At 73.9% G+C, this 17,992-nt stretch carries 19 protein-coding genes; 9 read left to right on the top strand and 10 right to left on the bottom strand.

Features of this window, described 5'->3' with window-relative positions:
* Positions 1-37 precede the first annotated feature (37 nt).
* A complete protein-coding gene (locus HTZ77_RS39845; protein WP_175594957.1) occupies positions 38-1,063 on the top strand; it encodes a M23 family metallopeptidase in 1,026 nt (341 codons plus the stop codon).
* Positions 1,064-1,216: 153 nt separating this feature from the next.
* On the opposite strand, the gene HTZ77_RS39840 is transcribed toward HTZ77_RS39845, so the two are convergent.
* Positions 1,217-1,684 (bottom strand): septum formation initiator, encoded by a 468-nt coding sequence (locus HTZ77_RS39840; protein WP_175594956.1) that lies wholly within the window; start codon positions 1,682-1,684, stop codon positions 1,217-1,219.
* A gap of 92 nt (positions 1,685-1,776) precedes the next feature.
* Here HTZ77_RS39840 and HTZ77_RS39835 point away from each other — a divergent pair, with 92 nt between their 5' ends.
* The 4 genes from HTZ77_RS39835 to HTZ77_RS39820 all read left to right on the top strand — a co-directional run bounded on the left by HTZ77_RS39835 (position 1,777) and on the right by HTZ77_RS39820 (position 4,498).
* Positions 1,777-2,454, top strand: a complete 678-nt coding sequence (locus HTZ77_RS39835) for a response regulator transcription factor (protein ID WP_175594955.1) — start codon at positions 1,777-1,779, stop codon at positions 2,452-2,454.
* Positions 2,451-3,689, top strand: coding sequence for a sensor histidine kinase (locus tag HTZ77_RS39830; protein ID WP_175594954.1), 1,239 nt, complete (start codon positions 2,451-2,453; stop codon positions 3,687-3,689). The genes HTZ77_RS39835 and HTZ77_RS39830 overlap by 4 nt, the downstream gene beginning before the upstream one ends.
* 69 nt (positions 3,690-3,758) lie before the next feature.
* Positions 3,759-4,004, top strand: a complete 246-nt coding sequence (locus HTZ77_RS39825) for a hypothetical protein (protein ID WP_175594953.1) — start codon at positions 3,759-3,761, stop codon at positions 4,002-4,004.
* Positions 4,005-4,117: 113 nt separating this feature from the next.
* Complete coding sequence (locus HTZ77_RS39820; RefSeq protein ID WP_175594952.1) at positions 4,118-4,498, top strand: PepSY domain-containing protein; 381 nt, start codon at positions 4,118-4,120, stop codon at positions 4,496-4,498.
* Between the two features lie 122 nt (positions 4,499-4,620).
* On the opposite strand, the gene HTZ77_RS39815 is transcribed toward HTZ77_RS39820, so the two are convergent.
* The 8 genes from HTZ77_RS39815 to HTZ77_RS39780 form a co-directional block, all read right to left on the bottom strand.
* Positions 4,621-5,307, bottom strand: coding sequence for an HNH endonuclease family protein (locus HTZ77_RS39815; protein ID WP_328809048.1), 687 nt, complete (start codon positions 5,305-5,307; stop codon positions 4,621-4,623).
* Between the two features lie 969 nt (positions 5,308-6,276).
* A complete protein-coding gene (locus HTZ77_RS39810) occupies positions 6,277-6,639 on the bottom strand; it encodes a hypothetical protein (protein WP_175594951.1) in 363 nt (120 codons plus the stop codon).
* A 334-nt stretch (positions 6,640-6,973) separates the two neighbouring features.
* Positions 6,974-7,336 carry a phosphomannose isomerase type II C-terminal cupin domain gene (locus HTZ77_RS39805; protein WP_175594950.1) on the bottom strand — a complete coding sequence of 121 codons (363 nt, stop codon included), beginning with the start codon at positions 7,334-7,336 and terminating at the stop codon, positions 6,974-6,976.
* A 447-nt stretch (positions 7,337-7,783) separates the two neighbouring features.
* On the bottom strand, positions 7,784-10,060 hold the full coding sequence (locus HTZ77_RS39800) for a tetratricopeptide repeat protein (RefSeq protein ID WP_175594949.1): 2,277 nt from the start codon (positions 10,058-10,060) through the stop codon (positions 7,784-7,786).
* A 19-nt stretch (positions 10,061-10,079) separates the two neighbouring features.
* Positions 10,080-10,835 carry an SCO6745 family protein gene (locus HTZ77_RS39795; protein ID WP_235995857.1) on the bottom strand — a complete coding sequence of 252 codons (756 nt, stop codon included), beginning with the start codon at positions 10,833-10,835 and terminating at the stop codon, positions 10,080-10,082.
* Positions 10,836-10,887: 52 nt separating this feature from the next.
* Positions 10,888-11,700, bottom strand: a complete 813-nt coding sequence (gene dapF / locus HTZ77_RS39790; protein WP_175594948.1) for a diaminopimelate epimerase — start codon at positions 11,698-11,700, stop codon at positions 10,888-10,890.
* Between the two features lie 47 nt (positions 11,701-11,747).
* Positions 11,748-12,419, bottom strand: a complete 672-nt coding sequence (locus HTZ77_RS39785) for a response regulator (protein ID WP_175594947.1) — start codon at positions 12,417-12,419, stop codon at positions 11,748-11,750.
* A 47-nt stretch (positions 12,420-12,466) separates the two neighbouring features.
* Positions 12,467-13,657, bottom strand: a complete 1,191-nt coding sequence (locus tag HTZ77_RS39780) for a sensor histidine kinase (RefSeq protein WP_175594946.1) — start codon at positions 13,655-13,657, stop codon at positions 12,467-12,469.
* Between the two features lie 295 nt (positions 13,658-13,952).
* Here HTZ77_RS39780 and HTZ77_RS39775 point away from each other — a divergent pair, with 295 nt between their 5' ends.
* The 4 genes from HTZ77_RS39775 (at position 13,953) to HTZ77_RS39760 (ending at position 17,031) form a co-directional block, all read left to right on the top strand.
* Positions 13,953-14,378 (top strand): hypothetical protein, encoded by a 426-nt coding sequence (locus tag HTZ77_RS39775; RefSeq protein WP_175594945.1) that lies wholly within the window; start codon positions 13,953-13,955, stop codon positions 14,376-14,378.
* Positions 14,379-14,482: 104 nt separating this feature from the next.
* Complete coding sequence (locus tag HTZ77_RS39770; RefSeq protein WP_175594944.1) at positions 14,483-15,178, top strand: ATP-binding cassette domain-containing protein; 696 nt, start codon at positions 14,483-14,485, stop codon at positions 15,176-15,178.
* A gap of 3 nt (positions 15,179-15,181) precedes the next feature.
* Positions 15,182-16,438 (top strand): DUF7224 domain-containing protein, encoded by a 1,257-nt coding sequence (locus HTZ77_RS39765; protein WP_175594943.1) that lies wholly within the window; start codon positions 15,182-15,184, stop codon positions 16,436-16,438.
* Positions 16,435-17,031 (top strand): hypothetical protein, encoded by a 597-nt coding sequence (locus HTZ77_RS39760; protein ID WP_175594942.1) that lies wholly within the window; start codon positions 16,435-16,437, stop codon positions 17,029-17,031. Before HTZ77_RS39765 ends, HTZ77_RS39760 begins: the two co-directional genes overlap by 4 nt.
* Here HTZ77_RS39760 and miaA read toward each other — a convergent pair.
* Positions 16,997-17,905: a tRNA (adenosine(37)-N6)-dimethylallyltransferase MiaA gene (gene miaA, locus HTZ77_RS39755; protein WP_175594941.1), complete on the bottom strand. Its 909-nt coding sequence runs from the start codon at positions 17,903-17,905 to the stop codon at positions 16,997-16,999. The two genes, HTZ77_RS39760 and miaA, sit on opposite strands and share 35 nt — an antisense overlap.
* Positions 17,906-17,992: the final 87 nt, after the last annotated feature.

Below are 17,992 nucleotides of genomic sequence, written 5' to 3'. Positions count from 1 at the left end.
GCGGGACTCGTCCCCGGCGCCCGTGGAAGGAATTCGCATGAGATCCAAAGGGATGCTCACGGTGGGCTTCGCCCTGTTAATCGGCCTTGCATCGGGCCAGGCCGCCGCGTCGGCCAGCACGGTCTACGCGCCGACGGCGACCTCCACGCCCACCCCCAGCCCCACCGCGACGACGACGCCCCCCGCGGAGGACGAGGGCGAGGGCGGCGACCCGGCGGACGAGGTGAACGTCCCCTTCGCGTCCACCCTGGCGGCGCCGCGGTTCCAGCTTCCCTTCCCGTGCGGCCAGTCGTGGACCGGCAACTCCAGCAACAGCAGCGCCCACCGGTCCTATGAGATCGACTGGAACCGCGGCAGCACCGCGGACGCCGACCTCGGCGACACCGTCGTGGCCGCTGCGGCGGGCACCGTGGTCATCTCGGCCCACCAGGGCTCGACCAACGGCTACGGCAACCTCGTCAAGATCGACCACGGTGGCGGCTACACCTCCTTCTACGCGCACCTGAACTCGCGCGCCGTCTCCGCGGGCGCCAAGGTCTCGCAGGGCCAGAAGATCGGCACGGTCGGCAAGACCAGCAAGCCGGGCAACAACATCAGCCCGCACCTGCACTTCGAGATCCGCAAGGGCAGCAGCTACCCGTCGAACATCCAGAAGGCCGTCTTCAACGGCTCGACCTTCGGCTACCCGACCCAGACGCTGACCTCCAAGAACTGCGGCGGCGGTGGCGGCACCCCCGGCAACCCGCACACCGCGGCCTCCGTGTGCGGCAGCGGCTTCAAGGTGATCGACCAGCAGGCGCTCGGCACGGCCGGCACCGTCTACCTCACCTACAACAGCGCCAACGGCCAGAACTGCGTCGCGACGATCAAGAAGACGTCGCTCGGCATGAAGACCTCCACCGGCGCCTTCCTGGAAGTGAAGGGCAAGGCCCGCGTCAGCGACAGCGGCTCGTTCGACTACTACGCGGGCCCGGCGAAGGGCAGCGCGTCCGGCAAGTGCGTCAAGTGGGGCGGCAACGCCGGTTCGAACACCTACACCAGTCCCTTCGAGCACTGCGACTGATCCGCGACGGCCGCCCGCTCCCAGGGCGGGCGGCCGAACCGCGCACCCGCACGTGACCGCGGCCCGCCGTCTCCCTCCCACGGGACGGCGGGCCGCGGTCACTTCTGTGTCGGCAGGCTCACGGGCCGGTCTGTGTTGTCTGTGTCGGCAGGCTCACGAGCCGTTCTGTTGCGGCAGGCTCACGGGCCGGCCGCCGGAGCAGACGATCGCCACCTCGACCTCGTCGCCCTCCTCCGGCTCGAACTCGACCTTGGCGCGAAGCGCGGGACCGGGCTCGACGCCGTCCACGGAGAAGCCCTGGGCGGGGCTCCAGGAGCGCAGCCGTACCCGGTCGCCCTCGCAGGAGGCGATGACCGTGCCGCCGGCCGTCTGGAGGAGCCGGCCGCCCGCCGCCGGAGCGGCGGTTCCCGGCGAGGGGGCGGGGCCGCCGGTCGGGGCCGCGGCTGTGCCCGTGGGACGGGGGCGCGCGGTCGCGGAGGCCAGCGCGGCGCGTACGTCGTCGCGGTCGAGCACCCGCCCGGAACCGGCGGTCAGAGAGCCGCCCAGCAGGCCGAGCACCGCCACGGCGGCGCCGGTCGCGGCGGCCGCGGTGGCGGCCCACGCCACGACGTACCTCTTCACCGCCCCAGCTTCCCCCCTCCGTCGCTAAACCGCCGCTAACGCGAGGATAAGAGAGCCGGCTCACCGTCCCGCACCGTCTACGGTTTCCTCATATGGCTGACATCCTGCTCATCGAGGACGACGGGGCGATCCGGACCGCGCTCAGCCGCGGGCTGCGCGACCTGGGCCACGCCGTCTCCTCCTCCCCCACCGCGTTCGAGGGACTGCGGCTGGCCGTCGAGGACCGGCCCGACCTGGTGGTCCTCGACCTCGGGCTGCCCGACCTCGACGGCGTGGAGCTGCTGCGCATGCTGCGCGCGGTGAGCCGGGTGCCGGTGATCGTGGCGACCGCCCGCGACGGCGACGCCGAGATGGTGCCGGTGCTCGACGCGGGCGCCGACGACTACGTGGTCAAGCCGTTCAGCGCGGCGCAGCTCGACGCGCGCGTCCGGGCCGTGCTGCGGCGCGCCGGCGAGCCCGCGCCCGCCGCGCTGCGCGTCGGCGGTCTCAGCGTGGACCCGCGGGGACGCGCGGCCACGCTCGACGGCGCGCCGCTCGACCTGACGCCGCGCGAGTTCGACGTGCTGCACCACCTCGCCGCCCGGCCGGGCGAGGTGGTCACCAAGCGGCAGCTCCTGACGGAGGTGTGGCAGCTCCCGTACGGCGGCGCCGACAAGACCGTGGACGTCCACCTGTCGTGGCTGCGCAGGAAGCTCGGCGAGACCGCCTCCGAGCCCCGCTACCTGCACACGGTGCGCGGGGTCGGGGTGAAGCTGGTCGATCCGTCGTGAGGCGCTGGCTCGCGCTGCTGGTGGCGGCCACCACGTCGGTGGTGCTCATCGCGCTGCTGGTGCCGATGGCGCTGCTCATCCGCGCCGTGGCCGAGAACGGCGCGATGAGCCGCGCCACGGGCGCGGCCGCGTCGGTCGGCGTCGCCGCCGGCACCGACGACCTGCCGCTGGCGGTGGAGCGCGTGGAGCTGCCGGTCACGGTCTTCCTGCCGGACGGGCGCACCCTGGGCGCACCCGCCGCGCGCTCCGACGCGGTACGGCTGGCGGCCACGGGCCGCAGCGTGACGGCCGAGGCGCCGGGCGGCAGGGAGGTGCTGGCCGCGGCCCAGTCGCCGCAGGGCACGGTCGTGACCCGGGTGTTCGTGAGCGAGGACGAGCTGACCCGCGGGGTGCGCGAGGCGTGGGGCGCGCTGGCGGGCCTCGGCCTGGCGCTGGTGGTGCTCGGCATCGTGCTGGCCGACCGGCTCGCGCTCGCGGTGACGCGGCCGGTGGACGGGCTGGCCAGGGTCTCGCACCGGCTGGCGGGCGGCGACCTGGAGGCGCGGGCCGAGCCCGGCGGGCCGCCGGAGGTGCGTTCGGTGGCGCTCGCGCTCAACCACCTGGCCGGGCGGATCGGCGACCTGCTCACGGCCGAGCGCGAGTCGGTGGCGGACCTGTCGCACCGGCTGCGCACACCGCTGACGGCGCTGCGGCTGGACGCCGAGTCGCTGCGCGACCCCGAGGAGGCGGCCCGGCTGGGGGCGCGCGTGGACGCGCTGGAGCGGGCGGTGAACGCGGTCATCACCGGCGCGCGCCGCCGCTCGGCCGGGCGGGAGACGTGCGACGCGGCCGCGGTGGTGCGGGAGCGGGTGCGGTTCTGGTCGGTGCTGGCCGAGGACCAGGGGCGCGAGGTCGAGGTGTCCGTGCCCGGGACGGCCCTGCCGGTGGCGGTGACCGCGCAGGACCTCGTGGCGTGCGTGGACGCGCTGCTGGGCAACGTCTTCGCGCACACGCCCGAGGGCGCGGGTCTGTCCGTGCGGCTCGGGCCGCGCCCCGACGGGGCGGCGCTGGTCGTGGCCGACCGGGGGCCGGGGTTCGAGCCGGCGCTGCTCAGGCGGGGCGACAGCGGGGGCGGCTCGACGGGGCTCGGGCTCGACATCGCCCGCCGTACGGCGGAGTCGTCGGGCGGCTCCCTCGGGGTCTCGCGCGGCCCGGACGGCGGCGCGGTGGTCGAGGTGGTCCTGGGCGCCGGGTGAGGCACGGGGTGCTCGCGCGGGCACACCGGGGAGATGCGGTGCACCGTCCGGATGCGGTACACCGGGGGGATGACGCCGTACCTGGTCGGGCCGGACGGGCTCCGCGTAGAGCCGGTCGAGCTGCGCGTGGACACGGTCCACTGGCTGTTCGCGCGCATGATCGAGCCCGCGGCCCGGCCCGGCGAGATCTGGTACCGGGTCACCCGGCACGGCCACGCTCTCGGCGCGGGCTACTTCCAGCTCGACCAGCTCCAGGAGATCGTGGACCTGGCCGATCTGCGCGTCCCGGCGGACGCCGGCGAGGAGACGGCCTGACAGCTCCTCCGGGATCCAATCGCGTACGGCGCTAAAAACACCATAACCACGGCTTAGCGCCGGCTTACCGCTCACCGCGCTTACCTGAGGACATGCAGCTCACGAAGAGATTCATGATCGTCGGTACCGGTGTCGTCCTGTCCATCGCGGGCGGGAGCTACGCGCTGGCGGCGGCCGCCACCTCCGAGGACGGGGCCCGGGACCGGGCCGTGTCCGTCGCGGCCCCCTCCGCGCCCAAGGTGCTCGCCGAGCAGGCGCTCAAGATCGCGGAGAAGGAGGTGCCGGGCGGCTGGGTCGCGCACCTGTCGCTCGACCGGGACGACGACGGCAAGGACGTCTGGGACGTCGACGTCGTCAAGGGCGACACGCGGAGCGATCTGGACATCGACGCGACCACCGGCAAGGTCATGTCCAGCAAGGTCGACGACGACCACCGGGACGACAACGACGGCCGTGACGACCGCGACGACGACCACGACGACGACGGCAACTGAGGACGCTCCCGCTCCGGCGCGGGGCTCCAGCGCGGGGGCTCCGGCGGGGGCCCCGCCCCATGACGCGACGCCCTCCGGCCGACCGGCCGGAGGGCGTCGGGCGTCTCAGGCGGGAGCGGGGCTCAGCAGGAGGACAGGATGCCCTGCATGGCGTCCTTCTCCCCGCTCGTGACCCACACGCCGTACTTCGCCTTCACGTCGATCTGCCGGGCGATGTAGGCGCACCGGTACGCCTTGCGCGGCGGCAGCCAGGTGGCGGCGTCGGAGTCGCTCTTCTGGCCGTTCAGCGGGCCGTCGACCGCGAGCAGGTTGAGCGGGTCGTTCGCGAACTCCTTGCGCTTGGTGGCCGTCCACTGCTGGGCGCCCTTCTGCCAGGCGTCGGAGAGCGGCACCAGGTGGTCGATCTGCACGTCCGTGCTGGTGTCCTGGCCCCGCTTGAACTGGATGGTCTTCCCGCTGTACGGGTCGTCCAGGACGCCGCTGAGCACGATGCAGTCGTGCGTGCCGGCCTTGAACTTCTCGTCGTGCAGGTCGCGCTTCAGGATGTCGTTGCGCGTGTCGCACCCGTTGTGGTCGACATCGGCCCACGCGGGCCCGAACTTGTCCCGCTCGAAGCCCGTCCGCGGGGCCCGGCCCTTGACCTCCAGCGTGCCGAGCTTCTTCTTCGCCTCTCCGACGTCGATCTTGCCGGACTTGGACGACGAGGACGAGGTGCCGGTGTCCGCCCCCGTCCGGGCCTCCAGGCCCCCGCATCCGGCGAGCGCCACCACCGCTGCCGCTAATCCAGCCAGACCAGCCCGAACCCGCACGTCCACTCCCCCAGACTTCAGAAAGATGTAAAGCCTAGGTAGAGAAATTACCCGTAATTGCCCAAGTATCCCGCCATGGCGCTGACGAGCCATTTCACCAGGTACGCGGCGTACGAGGCGGTGCCGTGCGGCGGGCAGGGTAAAGCCGCCCGCTCGGCACCGGCGCGCGGGGCAGGAGGTGGCTGGCCGTGGCCGGGGAGCGTCCATACCCTGGGGAAGGTGGAGGACGTCGTACACGTCGGCGAGGTTCCCCAGGTCGCGCTCCTCGGTGAAGAGCGGCGCGGGCCGGACCTCTTCGACGCGATCGAACTCGCACTCGTGCGGGCCGGCTGGGGAGTCGTCCGCCACGAGCAGCTCGGCCACGGCCTCAGACACGCCTGCCGAGCCCGTCCCCCACGCCGCCCCCAGGCCACGCCCCTGACCTCACAGGATGTGCCGGTCCTGACTCTGTGGGCCGGGTTAGTCCAAGCTCCGCGAAACGAGCCGGTCCTCGCGACGCAGGGTGAACCGGTCCTGGCGCTGTCACGCGGTGAGCCGGTCCTGGCGCCGTCGTACGCTGAGCCGATCCCGGCGACGCCGGATGAGCCAGTCTTCGCGTCGTCGCGCGGCGAGCCCGTCCTCGCATCGCAGGATGAGCCGGTCCTGGCATCGTCGCGCAGTGGACCGGCCCTCGCGGCGCAGGATGAGCCACCGCGCCGCCGCCCCTCGCCCAGGCCGTCCCGGTACGGCCGGCACGCCCGGCCTCGCGTATCGGTGGGCCAGAACAAGCAGCGCCACGACTCCGCCTGGCGGGAACCACGCTCCGCACTCGTCCGCGCCACGTGCCCGCACCTCACGACCCGCCACCGCCGCGGCCGCAACCCTGTCGCCGGACGCGTAGAGCCCATCAGGCCCCCGTTCGCGGCCGACCAGCGGCCACAAGCGCCTACACCGCTTCGGGTCGAGCAGCATCCGCACCCGCCCGCACCGCTAGCCGCCGACCAGCAGGGACAGCCCCGCGCGCTGCTCGGTGGCGACCAGTTCGGCCTCGACGCCTCGCGTCCCGGCCCGGCCGTGCATGCGGTGCCGCAGCTCGGTCCGGCGCTCGGGCGCGGCGACCTCCACCCGGCCGGCCCGGTCGAAGCAGGGCCGCCCACCGCTGTTGACCCGGCCGAGGCTCAGCCCGCCGCGACAGACGTCCGTGCAGGCGACCTCGACCACCACCTTGGGCGGCCTGACCGGGAACACCAGCCCGCCACGACAGAGGTCCTTGCGGGCGACCTTGGGCAGCCCTACCGGGAAGGCCGGCCCGACGCGACAGGCGTCCGTGCGGGCGACCTCGGCCACCGTCACGGACGGCCGGGCCGGGAAGTCCGGGCCGCGGGCATGCGGGCCGTGGGCGTGGGAGCGGGAGCCTCCGGCGGCGTGGAGCGGGCCCTGCTCGACGACGGTGGCGTCGACCCGGCCGGGTTCGGCGAGTTCGCCGACCAGGGCACAACCGGCGACGCCGGCACCTGTGACGTCGAGACATGGCCGGCTTATCCCGCGCCCTCCGGGTTCTTATTACGCAGCCGGCACCGGATCCCGCGACGACCAAGGGCCGCCGGGGGACCTGCCACAGCGAGGCCCGCCGCCGCATGACCGGCCTCGCGAGACCAGTCGTCGCGAGGTCGGCCGTCGCTAGGCGTCAGGAACGTCCGTAGGCGTCCTCGAGCCGCTCGATGTCTTCCTCGTCGAAGTGGCCGAACGCGATCTCCAGGATGCGGGTGGCCGGGCCGGAGGAGCTCAGCCGGTGGGTCTGGCCGCGCCGGATCAGGATGCGCTCGCCCACCTCGGGCTCGACGCGCTGCCCGTCGACCTCGAACACGCAGCCCGGGTCGAGCGCCACCCACAGCTCGTCGCGGTGCTCGTGCCGCTGGAGGCTGAGCCGCTCCCCGGGGAGGACCTCGATGATCTTCACGGTGGACGGCTCGTTGAGCGTGAACCGCTCGAAGCCGCCCCAGGGCCGCTCGTCCCGGATGACCGCGGCCAGCCTGTCGATGTCCTGCATCGTCCCCTCCACGTGTGTCGCGCGGGCAGGCACGCCCGCGCGAGGCGTACGGCGCCGGAGCGGGCCCGGGGCGCGGCCGGGCCCTCTCCGATCCGCAGCGCAAGCTATCAGGTGATCCACCGGAGCCACCGGGCGGATCAACCCCAGCGTCACCACCTCAACCAGCGGAACGCCCCGACAGCGCCCCACCACCGCAACCGGCGGGACACCCCACAGCGCCCCCACCGGCAGCCCGCGGACCACTGCGTCCCAGCGCCTCACCCGGCTCACCCGGCGGACCAGTGCGTCCCAGCGCCTCACCGGCTCACCTGGCGGGCCGCATCACCGTGCCCCACCGGCTCAACCGGCCGACCCCATCACCGTGCCCCGCCGGCGGGACACATCACCAGCGCCCCACCGGTGCCGCCCGGCGGATCACTCCGCCGGGCACGGCGTCCGCGGCCTCGCTCAGAGGCCGTACTCCTTCACGATGCGCTCGTGCCGCTCGACCTCGACGTCGACCTCGCGCGCCAGGTCGAGCCAGGCCAGTGGGTGCGACCAGCGCTCGGTGGCGTCGTCGAGCAGGGCGTCGACCTCGACCGCCGACACGCCCGGGGGCACCGCCACCCAGCCGAAGACGCCGGGCAGCGCCTCGCCGCTGGTGGGGTGGGTGACCGTGTAGTTCTCGTCGCTGTAGACCCACATCGGCCAGCCACGCTCGGCCATGGTCTCGGTGAAGTCGGCCCAGTCGTCCTCGGCCGGCGCGGCGCCGTCGAAGAAGTAGCTGGTGTAGCCGCCGGGCCGCAGGATGCGCACCGCGCCGAACGGCGGCACGAAGTTCTGCGCCTCCTGCGGGTCCTCCGGCACCGGCTCCAGGAGCTGCGGGTCGAACACGACGAGGTCGCCCGCGTTGTAGTCCATGCCGCGCGGCTGTGGGAGGGCGAGGCGGGCGGTGGCGGGGCCGGTGCGGATGGACAGCACCTGGCGCTGGCCGCCGTCGGGCGCCGGGAGGATGACCCGGATGAGGCCCATCTCCTCCTCGATCGGCCCGGACGTCGACTTGATCGGCATGCCGATCTTGGCCGCGCCCTTGCGCACGGTGTCCCAGTCCTCGGCGGAGGTCGCCATGACGATCATGCGCCAGGTGTCCTCCTCGGTGAGCTCGTCGAGGATGTCGAGCAGCGCCCGGGCGCCCTTGGCGTTGTCGTCGAGCTGCTGCGCCGCGGCGCCGACGATGCGGCGGGCCTCGATGCCGGCTCCGGCCGCGACGGCGTGCTCGGCCGCCTCCAGCGCCTGCTGCCAGCGCTCGCGCGCCATGTGCAGGCGGGCCAGCGTGAGCTGCTGCTGGTCGTGCGGGAGGAGCGCGGCCATCTGCTCCAGCCGCTCGTCCTGGCGGGCATCGACGAGCAGGGTGGTCAGGTAGGCGATGTCGTCGGCGTCGGCGGAGGCGACGTCGCCCTCGTCCACGAGCAGCTTCCAGTAGATGTCGGCGCCCGTGGCGGGGTAGCCGAGGTAGCCGAGCGTGGTGGTGTGCCGGCGGGTGGTCTCGAGGTCCTGGCCGGACAGCGGGGACAGCCAGCCGGCCCAGCGCTCGGGGTCGGCGTTGTGACCGTCGGCGGCGTCGAAGTAGGCGACGCGCTCGGCGACCGGGCCGGGCGCGGCCGGCTCGGTGGTGGCGTCGGCGGCGGCGCGCAGCGCCGCGACGCGCTCGGCCAGGCCGGTGCTGTCGCGCAGCTCGCCCATGCCGGACTCGGCGAGGTCGGCCAGCAGCCGGGCCTGCCACACGCCCTGCCGGGCGACGGCCAGGTCGCCGGCGACCAGGGCCAGCTCGACGCGGGCGCGGTAGCCGCCCATCATGCCGAAGTAGTCGATCCACTGGCGGACCACGCGGCCGAGCTGCCAGGTGTTGGTGATCTGGGACGAGCCGGCCAGCAGGTTGACCGCGCGGGTCCACTCGACCCAGGAGCGCGGGTGCTCGCCGACGACGTCGAGGTCGGGCAGCGCGTCGACGGCCTCGGCCACCCGGCCGAGCGTGGCGAGGATGAGCGCGCGGCGCACGCCGTCGCGCTGCGGCTTGGCCACCGGGTCGTCGGCCTGGAAGTCGGCCGCGGCCTGGAGGGCGCTGAGCGCGTCCTCGGCGCGGCCGGCGGCCAGCAGCGCGCGGGCGCTCTCGGCGCCCAGCTCCCAGCTCGCCTGGCGGCCGGCGGCGCCCAGCCGCTCGACGGCGGACTCGGCGTAGGCGACGGCCTCGTCGACCCGGCCGGCGTCGGTCAGGGCCGAGACGTACTGCGTGACCAGGCCGGTGTAGACCGGGCCGGCCGGGTCGGCGGCCTCGACGGCCGGGCCGAGCTTCTCCAGGCGCAGGGCCGCGTAGCCGGGGCCGTCGGCGTTGGCCCAGGCGAGCGCGAGCGCCTCGACCGCCGCCGGGGCGGCCGGGCAGTCGCGGACGTCTTCGCGCTGGGCGAACGCGAGAAGCTGCTCCGCGTCGCCGATCGCGACCGCGCCCTGGGCGCGGTCGCCGACGCGGCCGATCAGATGCCAGTAGCGGGCGTAGAACTCCAGCCAGGGCAGCTCCAAGGTCTCCGCCTGCTGCGCGATGGCCGGGGCCATGACGTCGAGCTGCGGGTAACGGCCCTCATAGGCCTGTGCGGGAAGGTCTCCCAGCGCCATGGCGAGGCCAACGTTGCCCGCCTCGGAAAGCTGCTGCTGGGTGTCTCCGACCCAGGCCCAGATGTCCACGTCCATGGCATGCCAGTCTGCCAGGTCAATGACCCTGCCCAAAACGCAGAAGCCCGATGAGCTCGTCCGATTCATCCTGGTTAAGCACCGAAAAAACCGGTGCCATGAGGTCGTCGGTGGCGTTCTCCACGGCCTCCCTGCGGGCGACGAGCTCGGGCGTCGGCTCCGGATACGGTTCGGGCCACTGGAAGAACCTCGCCATCACCTCTCCGGTCACGTGCCCGAAGGGTGATCCGTCGTGCGGGCGGGCGAGCATCGCCTCGAGCGGGCTCATGCCCGCCGCGATCACCGCGTTGGCGTGCAGGCCGCCGCGCAGCTCGCGTACGACGTGCATGAGCTGCGCGGCCCGCGCGGGCGGGTCGTCGGGCAGCGGGACGGCCCGCCACCCGGCGAACAGCGGCGCTCCGGGCGACGGGGCGCGCGCGACGACCCGTTCGAGCAGCTCGGCGATCCGGGCGCAGCCGTCGTGACCGCCGAGCTTGCGCCGCCCCCACGCGTGGCAGGCCCCGGCGTAGAGCTCGACCGCCTCCTCGACGGGCAGCTTGCGGCCGCCGTTCCAGCTCTCCTCGACGTGGGCCGGCGGGAAGAAGACCGCGACCGAGGTGACGACGTCGGCCTCGCACTCACCGAGAACGCCGCAGCGCCCGCGGAAGTACAGCTCGCGCGGGCCGAGCCCCAGCTTCTCGCACAGCGCCTTGGCCTCACGGGAGACCATGAAGCCGCCGCCGTACTGCCCGATGGGCGCTTTCACCTGACGCGCGGTGGTGCGCGGGTCGGCCATGGGTCCACCCCTCTCGGTTCAGGAAGTGGACCCAGCATCGCTCAAGAGAACATTATTCTGCAAGCATGAGCTCGCCGGCCGCGACGATCACGGCGGGGCCGGCCAGGTAGCTGGTGTCCCCGGTGAGCGTGACGGTCAGCGTGCCGCCCACCACCTCGATGGTCCAGGAGCCGGTGGTCTCGCCGCTGAGCGCCGCCGCCGCGACGGCCGTGGCGACCGCGCCCGTGCCGCACGCGCGGGTCTCGGCCGAGCCGCGCTCGTACACGCGCATCACCGCGCGCGCCGGGCCCACCGCGTTGAACAGCTCGACGTTGACGCCGCTCGGGAAGACCCCCGGGTCGAAGCCCGGCTGGTGCGTGAGGTCGAGCTGGACCACGGGCTCCCCGATGGCGCAGGCCAGGTGGGGGTTGCCCATGTCGACGTGCAGCCCCTCGAACTCCTGGCCCGCGACCATGGCGACGCTGCGGCCGTGCACGACGGGCAGGCCCATGTCGACGGTCACGTCGCCGGAGACGTCCAGGCTGACCCGCCTGAGGCCGCCCCGGGTCGCGATCGCGAACTCGCCCGGCTGGGCGAGCCCCGCGTCGACCAGGTGGCGGGCGAAGACCCGCGTGCCGTTGCCGCACATCTCGGCCACGCTGCCGTCGGAGTTGCGGTAGTCCATGAACCACTCGGCCTCGCCCGCGAGGTCGGACACCTCCGGGCTGACCTTCGTGCGCACCACGCGGAGCACGCCGTCGGCGCCGATGCCGGCGCGCCTGTCGCAGATCGCGGCCACGAGCGAGGCGGACAGCTCCAGCTCACCGTCGGGATCGGGCAGGATGACGAAGTCGTTCTCGGTGCCGTGCCCCTTGAGAAAACGCATCGAACGATTTTATACGGACCTGCGTAAAGTCCCGTCGAAGGGGCCGTTCAGGCCGTCGCGCCGCGCGGTTTGACGAGCCCGCAGTCGTAGGCGAGGACCACGGCCTGCGCGCGGCTGCTCAGGTTGAGCTTCGTCATGAGCCGGTTGAGGTGGGTCTTGACCGTGGCCTCGCTCACGTGCAGCCGGTCCGCGATCTCCCTGTTCGACAGCGCCCGCCCGACGGCGCGCAGGACCTCGGTCTCGCGCGTGGTGAGCTGGGCGAGGTCGGGGACCTCGCGCGGGGCCGTCGCGGGGTCGCCGGCGAACGCCTCCACGAGCCGCTTGACGGCGCCGGGGACGAGCAGCACGTCACCGGCGGCCACGGTGTGGATCGCGGAGATCAGCCGCTCGGGCGGGGTGTCCTTGAGCAGGAAGCCGCCGGCACCGATGCGCAGCGCGTTGTAGACGTACTCGTCGATGTCGAAGGTCGTGAGGATCAGCACCTTCGGCGCCCGCTCGCCCCCCTCGGCCAGGATGCGCTCGGTCGCGGCCAGCCCGTTCACGCCGGGCATCCGGATGTCCATCAGCACCACGTCGGGCCGGGCCGACGCCGCCAGCGCCACGGCCTCCTCGCCGGTGGCGGCCTCTCCCACGACGTCCAGCCCGGGTGCGGCGCGGATGAGGGCGGCCAGGCCCGCCCGGATCAGGACCTGGTCATCGACCACCAGCACGGTGACCATGCGCGTCCTCACGGGTCGGGGGGCGTCCGGCCGGCGGGCGCCCGGCGTCACCCACGTTCGTCGGGCAACGGCAGCGGGAAGGTGGCCCGCACGTCGAATCCGCCCTCCGGGAGTGGGCCTGCGGTGATCGTTCCACCGTAGAGCCTGACACGTTCGGTCATGCCCATCAACCCGTGCCCCGCGGAGCCGGACGCGGGCTGGGGCGCGGCGCCGTCGTCCGTCACGCGGATGGTCAGCTCCTCCGGCCCGTACGCCAGGACGACCTCGACGCGGGCCGCCCGGGCGTGCTTGAGCACGTTGGTGAGCGACTCCTGGATGATCCGGTACGCGCACAGGTCGAGCCCCGGGGGCAGGGGCCGGGCGGCTCCCTCGACCCGCGTCTCGACCGCCGGGCCCGCCATGCGGATCCGCTCGACGAGCGGCTCCAGCCGGCCCAGGCCGGGCGTGGCGGCGTACAGGTCCGCGCCGTCGTCCCTGTCGTCGTCGTGCGGCGGGCCCTCCGTGCGCAGGATGGACAGGATGCGCCGCATCTCGGTCAGCGCCTCGTGGCTGGTGTCGGCGATGACCTCCAGGGTGGCGTGCGCGGTGGCCGGGTCCGCCAGGGCCACGTAGCGGCCCATGCCCGCCTGCACCGAGATCACCGACATGTGGTGCGCGACGACGTCGTGCAGCTCACGCGCGATGCGCACGCGCTCCTGCATGGCCGCGTGCGCCGCGGCGGTGGCCTGCTCGCGGTGGAGCTCCACCGCGAGGTCGGTGAGCTGTCTGGTGCGCAGGGCCAGCAACCGCATGCTGGTGCCGACGCACACGGCGATCGCGGCGACCACGAACGCCTGCCCGAGCGCGGACCACCACGCGATGCCGGGATGCAGCGTGCCGGCGTGCGCCCATTCCGCGGTGACCAGCACGGCGCCCGTGACGACGAGGGCGGTCGAGCGGTGCAGGGTCACCGTGTAGAGGGCCAGCAGGGGCGCCATGCTGTTGAGGCCGTAGTTGTAGCCGAGCGCGTGGTAGACCGCGGCGGCCGCCGTCGAGACGACGAGCACGGTGAACGGGGCGCGCCGCCGCAGCGCCAGGGGCAGGCCGACGACGGCCGTCAGCAGCACCGACACCGCGTCCACCGGCCGTGTCCCCCGGCCCGGCTCGTACACGGCCCACAGCCAGGTGCCGCCGAACAGCAGCAGCGCCAGGCCGGCGTCCAGCAGGAGGGCATCGACGGAGGGAAGACGCCGGAGCATCGAAACGGCACCACCGTGCATCGTTGGATGCTATTCCGGCGCCCTCGCGCCGCACATCCATCCTTCGATTGACGTGGACGTACCGCGGAAGGTGGAGTCGTGGTCGCCGCGACCGGAGTAGGCCGGACGAATGACGCCGCCCGGCGCTACCGCGCCCGATTGACGGAGAAATCCATTCGCCGGTTGACGCCGCGCCGGCCCGCCGAGAATTACGTTGTGACTCCACCGGCCCGAAACGGAATACCGATCGCCGGGAAAGCGACTCGGGATTCCACGACCGAAGAAGGAGATTCACATGGCCGTATCCATGGGACGCGTTCTCGGCAAAGGCGTCGTGGTCGCCGCCACGATCTGCGCGGTGGGCGCCGCCGGGGCCACCCTCGCCTCCGCTGAGGGGGGCTTCACGACCAAGCTGGAGAACGTCGCCGCCGGCTTCGAGTCCCGTACCTGGAAGGATCGCGACAGCGACCACTGGCGGACCGCCGTGGAGCTGTCCGGCTGCTCGTCGAACTCGCCGCAGGCCGCGCCCCGGATCGGCCTGTACCGGGAGCGCTTCGGCCCGGACAGCCACTACGGCACGAAGGGGTACGGCGGCTGCGACCGGCGGATGGTGCGCGGTGACTGGGGCGACGTCCGCTCCGGCAAATACCACTTCACCATGAAGAGCATGGGGATGGACTTCTACCGCGTCTCGGCCCGCAAGGTCCAGGTCTGGTACTAGGAATCAGAGAATCGCGGCCGGCCGGCGCCCGGAGAACGATCCGGACGGCCGGCCGCGGTTTCCCGCGACATTTTCCGGCTTTTTGAGCGGCAGGCGAGGAAGAGATGCCGATTTCCTTTGAAGGGTGCGCCTTCGGATATCGCCGGGGTACCCGCGTCTTCACCCGGCTGGACCTCGACGTCCCGGCGGGCCGCACCGCGCTGATCGGCCCCAACGGGTGCGGCAAGTCGACGCTGCTCGGCCTGGCCGCCTCGGCGCTGCGCCCGCGCGCGGGCCGGGTCTCGTACCAGGGGCTCGATCCGTTCCGGCGCGGAAACCTGGCGCGCTACCGCGCCCTGGTCGGCTGGATGCCCCAGAGGGTCAGGCCGCTGCCCGGGCTGACCGCGCGCGAGCAGGTGGGCTACGCGGGCTGGCTCATGGGCATGTCCCACGGGCTCGCCTGGCGCCGCTCCCTCGAAGCCCTGGAGGCGGTCGAGCTGGGCCCTGTGGCGGACACGAGGTGCGCGGAGCTGTCCGGGGGCCAGCTCCGCCGGGTGGGGCTCGCGCAGACGCTGGTGCACGACGCCGAGGTGGTGCTGCTGGACGAGCCCACGGCGGGGCTGGACCCGGAGCAGCGGGAGAGGTTCCGCGGGATCGTGGCGCGGATCGGCGAGCGCGGCCACCTGATCGTGTCCACCCATGAGACCGCGGACCTGGCGGAGACGTACGACTCCGTCGTCGTGCTCGACGGGGACCGGGTCCGCTACGCCGGGCCGGTCGCGGGGCTGGGGGCGGCCTCTGAGTCCACCAGAAAGGTGTGATCCGTGCCACTTCGACGCTGGGCGCGTTCCTCCGCGGCCGCGCTCGCCCTTCCGGTCCTGCTGGCCTACCTGTTCTTCGTCATGAGCCGCTCGGTGGATGCCCTGGAGGACAACTGGCTGTCCGCCACCGTGCTCGTCTCCTCGGCCGCGGTGCTCGCGGCCGGTCCGGTGTGCGCCGCGGCCGGCGCGTGGGAGGGGGCCAGGCTGGCGCGGGGCGGGGTGGACGACGCCGCCGCGGTACGGTCGCGGGCGGCGATCCTGGCCTGGTCGCTGCTGCCCGTCCTGGGGGCCGCGCTGGTGGCGCTGCTGGGCGGCCTGGCGCTGGCCGGGGTCGCGATGGCAGGGGTTGCGGGGCTTCCGGACCCGCTCGTGCTCGCGGTGGCGCTGCTGGTGATCACGGCCTGGACCCTCGCCGGGTTCGCCGCCGGCCGCCACCTGCATCCGCTGGTCGGCGTGCCCCTGCTGCTGGTGGGCACGTGGCTCTGGCTCGCCTGTCCGGCCGCGCTGGAGACCTTCTGGGTACGCCACCTCACCGGCAACAACCTCGGCTTCTGCTGCGAGACTCACACCGTCTACGACCGGCGCGCCCTGTACGCGCAGGCGGTCGTCGCCGTGTCCCTGGCCGGGGCGGCCTACCTGGCCTGGAGCCGGCGCCGGGGCGCCCGGCCGGCCTGGGCGGGGATCGCCGGGCTGCCCCTCGTGGCGGTGGCCGTGGCGTTCCCCCTGGTACGGGACATGGGGCCGGAGGCGCAGGTGCCCCGTACGAGCGGCCTGGCGTGCGGCCGGAGCGACGGCGTCGAGGTGTGCGTGTGGCGCGAACGCGAGAAGCGGCTGGGGACCGCCGCCCTGATCGCCGTGCCGGCCGCGCGGCGGCTGGCCGCCGGGACCGGGCTGCCGGCGCCACGGCGCGTCACCGAGGGACCGGCCACCGGCGGCGCCTCCTGGCGCTTCGCGATGCCGCCCGGCGCGAAGCCGGATGACGTGCTGTTCGGGCTGGCCACGGGCCTGCTGCCGGCCGAGCCGCCGGTGTGCGGGCCCGGCTGGTCCGGCGCCGACGCCCACGGTCCGCTGAGCGCCTGGCTGGCCCTGAAGGCGGGCGCCGGTCAGGACGCCGTCGAGCGCAGGACCGGGCCGCGCTCCACCGGCGCCGCCCGGCGCGCGCTCGGCCTCCCCGCCGCCGAGCAGGTCCGCTGGTTCCGGCACAACCTGGACGCGCTGCGTCGTTGCGACGTCTCCCCCTCGGAGGTGACGCTTCCGTGAGGACCTGGCTGCGGGTGCACCGCGCCGCGCAGGTGTGCGGCGCGCTCGCCCTGACGGCGGGCCTGGTGGCGGCGGTCGGGGACGTGCTCGTGCCGGTGCCCGGCCTGGCCGTCGAGGACCTGGCCGGGGTGCCTGTGGCGCTGGTCGCGCCGCTGGCGGCGAGCTCCGTGCTGGTGCGCGGCGCGCTCGCGGGCGCCGGGGGCCTGGAGGCGGCCGCCGTGCGTCCCGTGCTCGCCTACCGCACCGGCATGGTCGCCGTCGTGTGCGCGCTGTCGCTGGTCATGGCCCTCGTGGTGACGGTGCCGTACGCGGCGGCGGCGGCCCGCAACCTCGTGGGCTTCACCGGGCTGGCGGCGCTGGCCGCCCTGCCTCGCGGAAGGCGGCGCGACGCGGCGACCGCGGCGCCGGCCGCCTACCTCGTCGCCGCGATGCTCCTGGGCCGGCCCGGCGCCGGGTCGTGGTGGGACTGGCCGGTCGAACCGTCACCGCACCCGGCGACCTGGGTCGTCCCGGCCGCGTGCCTCGGATTCGGGCTGGCCGCCCCGGTCCTTGCGCGCCTCAGGCCGGGGCGCCGCCCGCGGCGACGAGGGTGAGGGCGCGGTCGAGCAGGTCGGGCGCGTCGTACGGCAGCCAGCGCACCCGCGGGTCGCGGCGGAACCACGACTCCTGCCGCCGGGCGAAGCGCTTGGTCGCCCGCACCGTCTCCTCGAACGCCTGCTCCTCCGTCCACTCCCCCTGCAGGAAACGCAGCACCTGGGCGTACCCGAGGGCGCGGCTCGCCGTGCGGCCCCGCGTGAGCCCCTGCCCGAGCAGCCCGCGCACCTCGTCCACCAGGCCGGCCGCCCACATGCGCTCCACCCGCAGCGCGATCCGCTCGTCCAGCTCCGGCCTCGGCACCTCAAGGCCGATCTGCACGCAGGGATAGACGCCGTCGTAGGACGGCATGGTCGCCGAGAACGGCCGGCCGGAGTGCTCGATGACCTCCAGCGCGCGCACGATGCGGCGGCCGTTGCTCGGCAGGATCGCCGCGGCGGCGGCCGGGTCCTCGCGGGTCAGCCGCTCGTACAGCGGCGCGGGGCCGCGCTCGGCCAGCTCCGCCTCCAGGCGGGCCCTGATCTCCGGGTCGGTGCCGGGGAACTCCAGGTCGTCGACCGCGGCCCGTACGTACAGGCCGCTGCCGCCGACCAGCACGGGCACCGCGAGCGTGTCCAGCAGCGCCCGGGCGAGCTTCTGGTACTCGGCGACGCTGGCCGTGACGGTGACGTCCCAGATGTCCAGCAGATGGTGCGGCACGCCGCGCCACTCCTCGGGGGACAGCTTGGCCGTGCCGATGTCCATGCCTCGATAGAGCTGCATGGAGTCGGCGTTGACGCATTCACCCCCCAACCTGAGGGCGATGTCCACGGCGAGATCCGACTTCCCGGCCGCCGTGGGACCCACGACGGCGATGACTGGCTGCTGGCGCACACCGATAAGTGTGTCAACTGTCGGGGTATGGGGTGACAGACGGCACCCCTCGTGGAGCCGTCCGGGGGATCACTGATCGGGGGATCA

The organism is Nonomuraea montanisoli (assembly GCF_013363975.1).
GTDB lineage: Bacteria > Actinomycetota > Actinomycetes > Streptosporangiales > Streptosporangiaceae > Nonomuraea > Nonomuraea montanisoli.
This window is presented reverse-complemented; position numbering and strand designations above follow the sequence as displayed.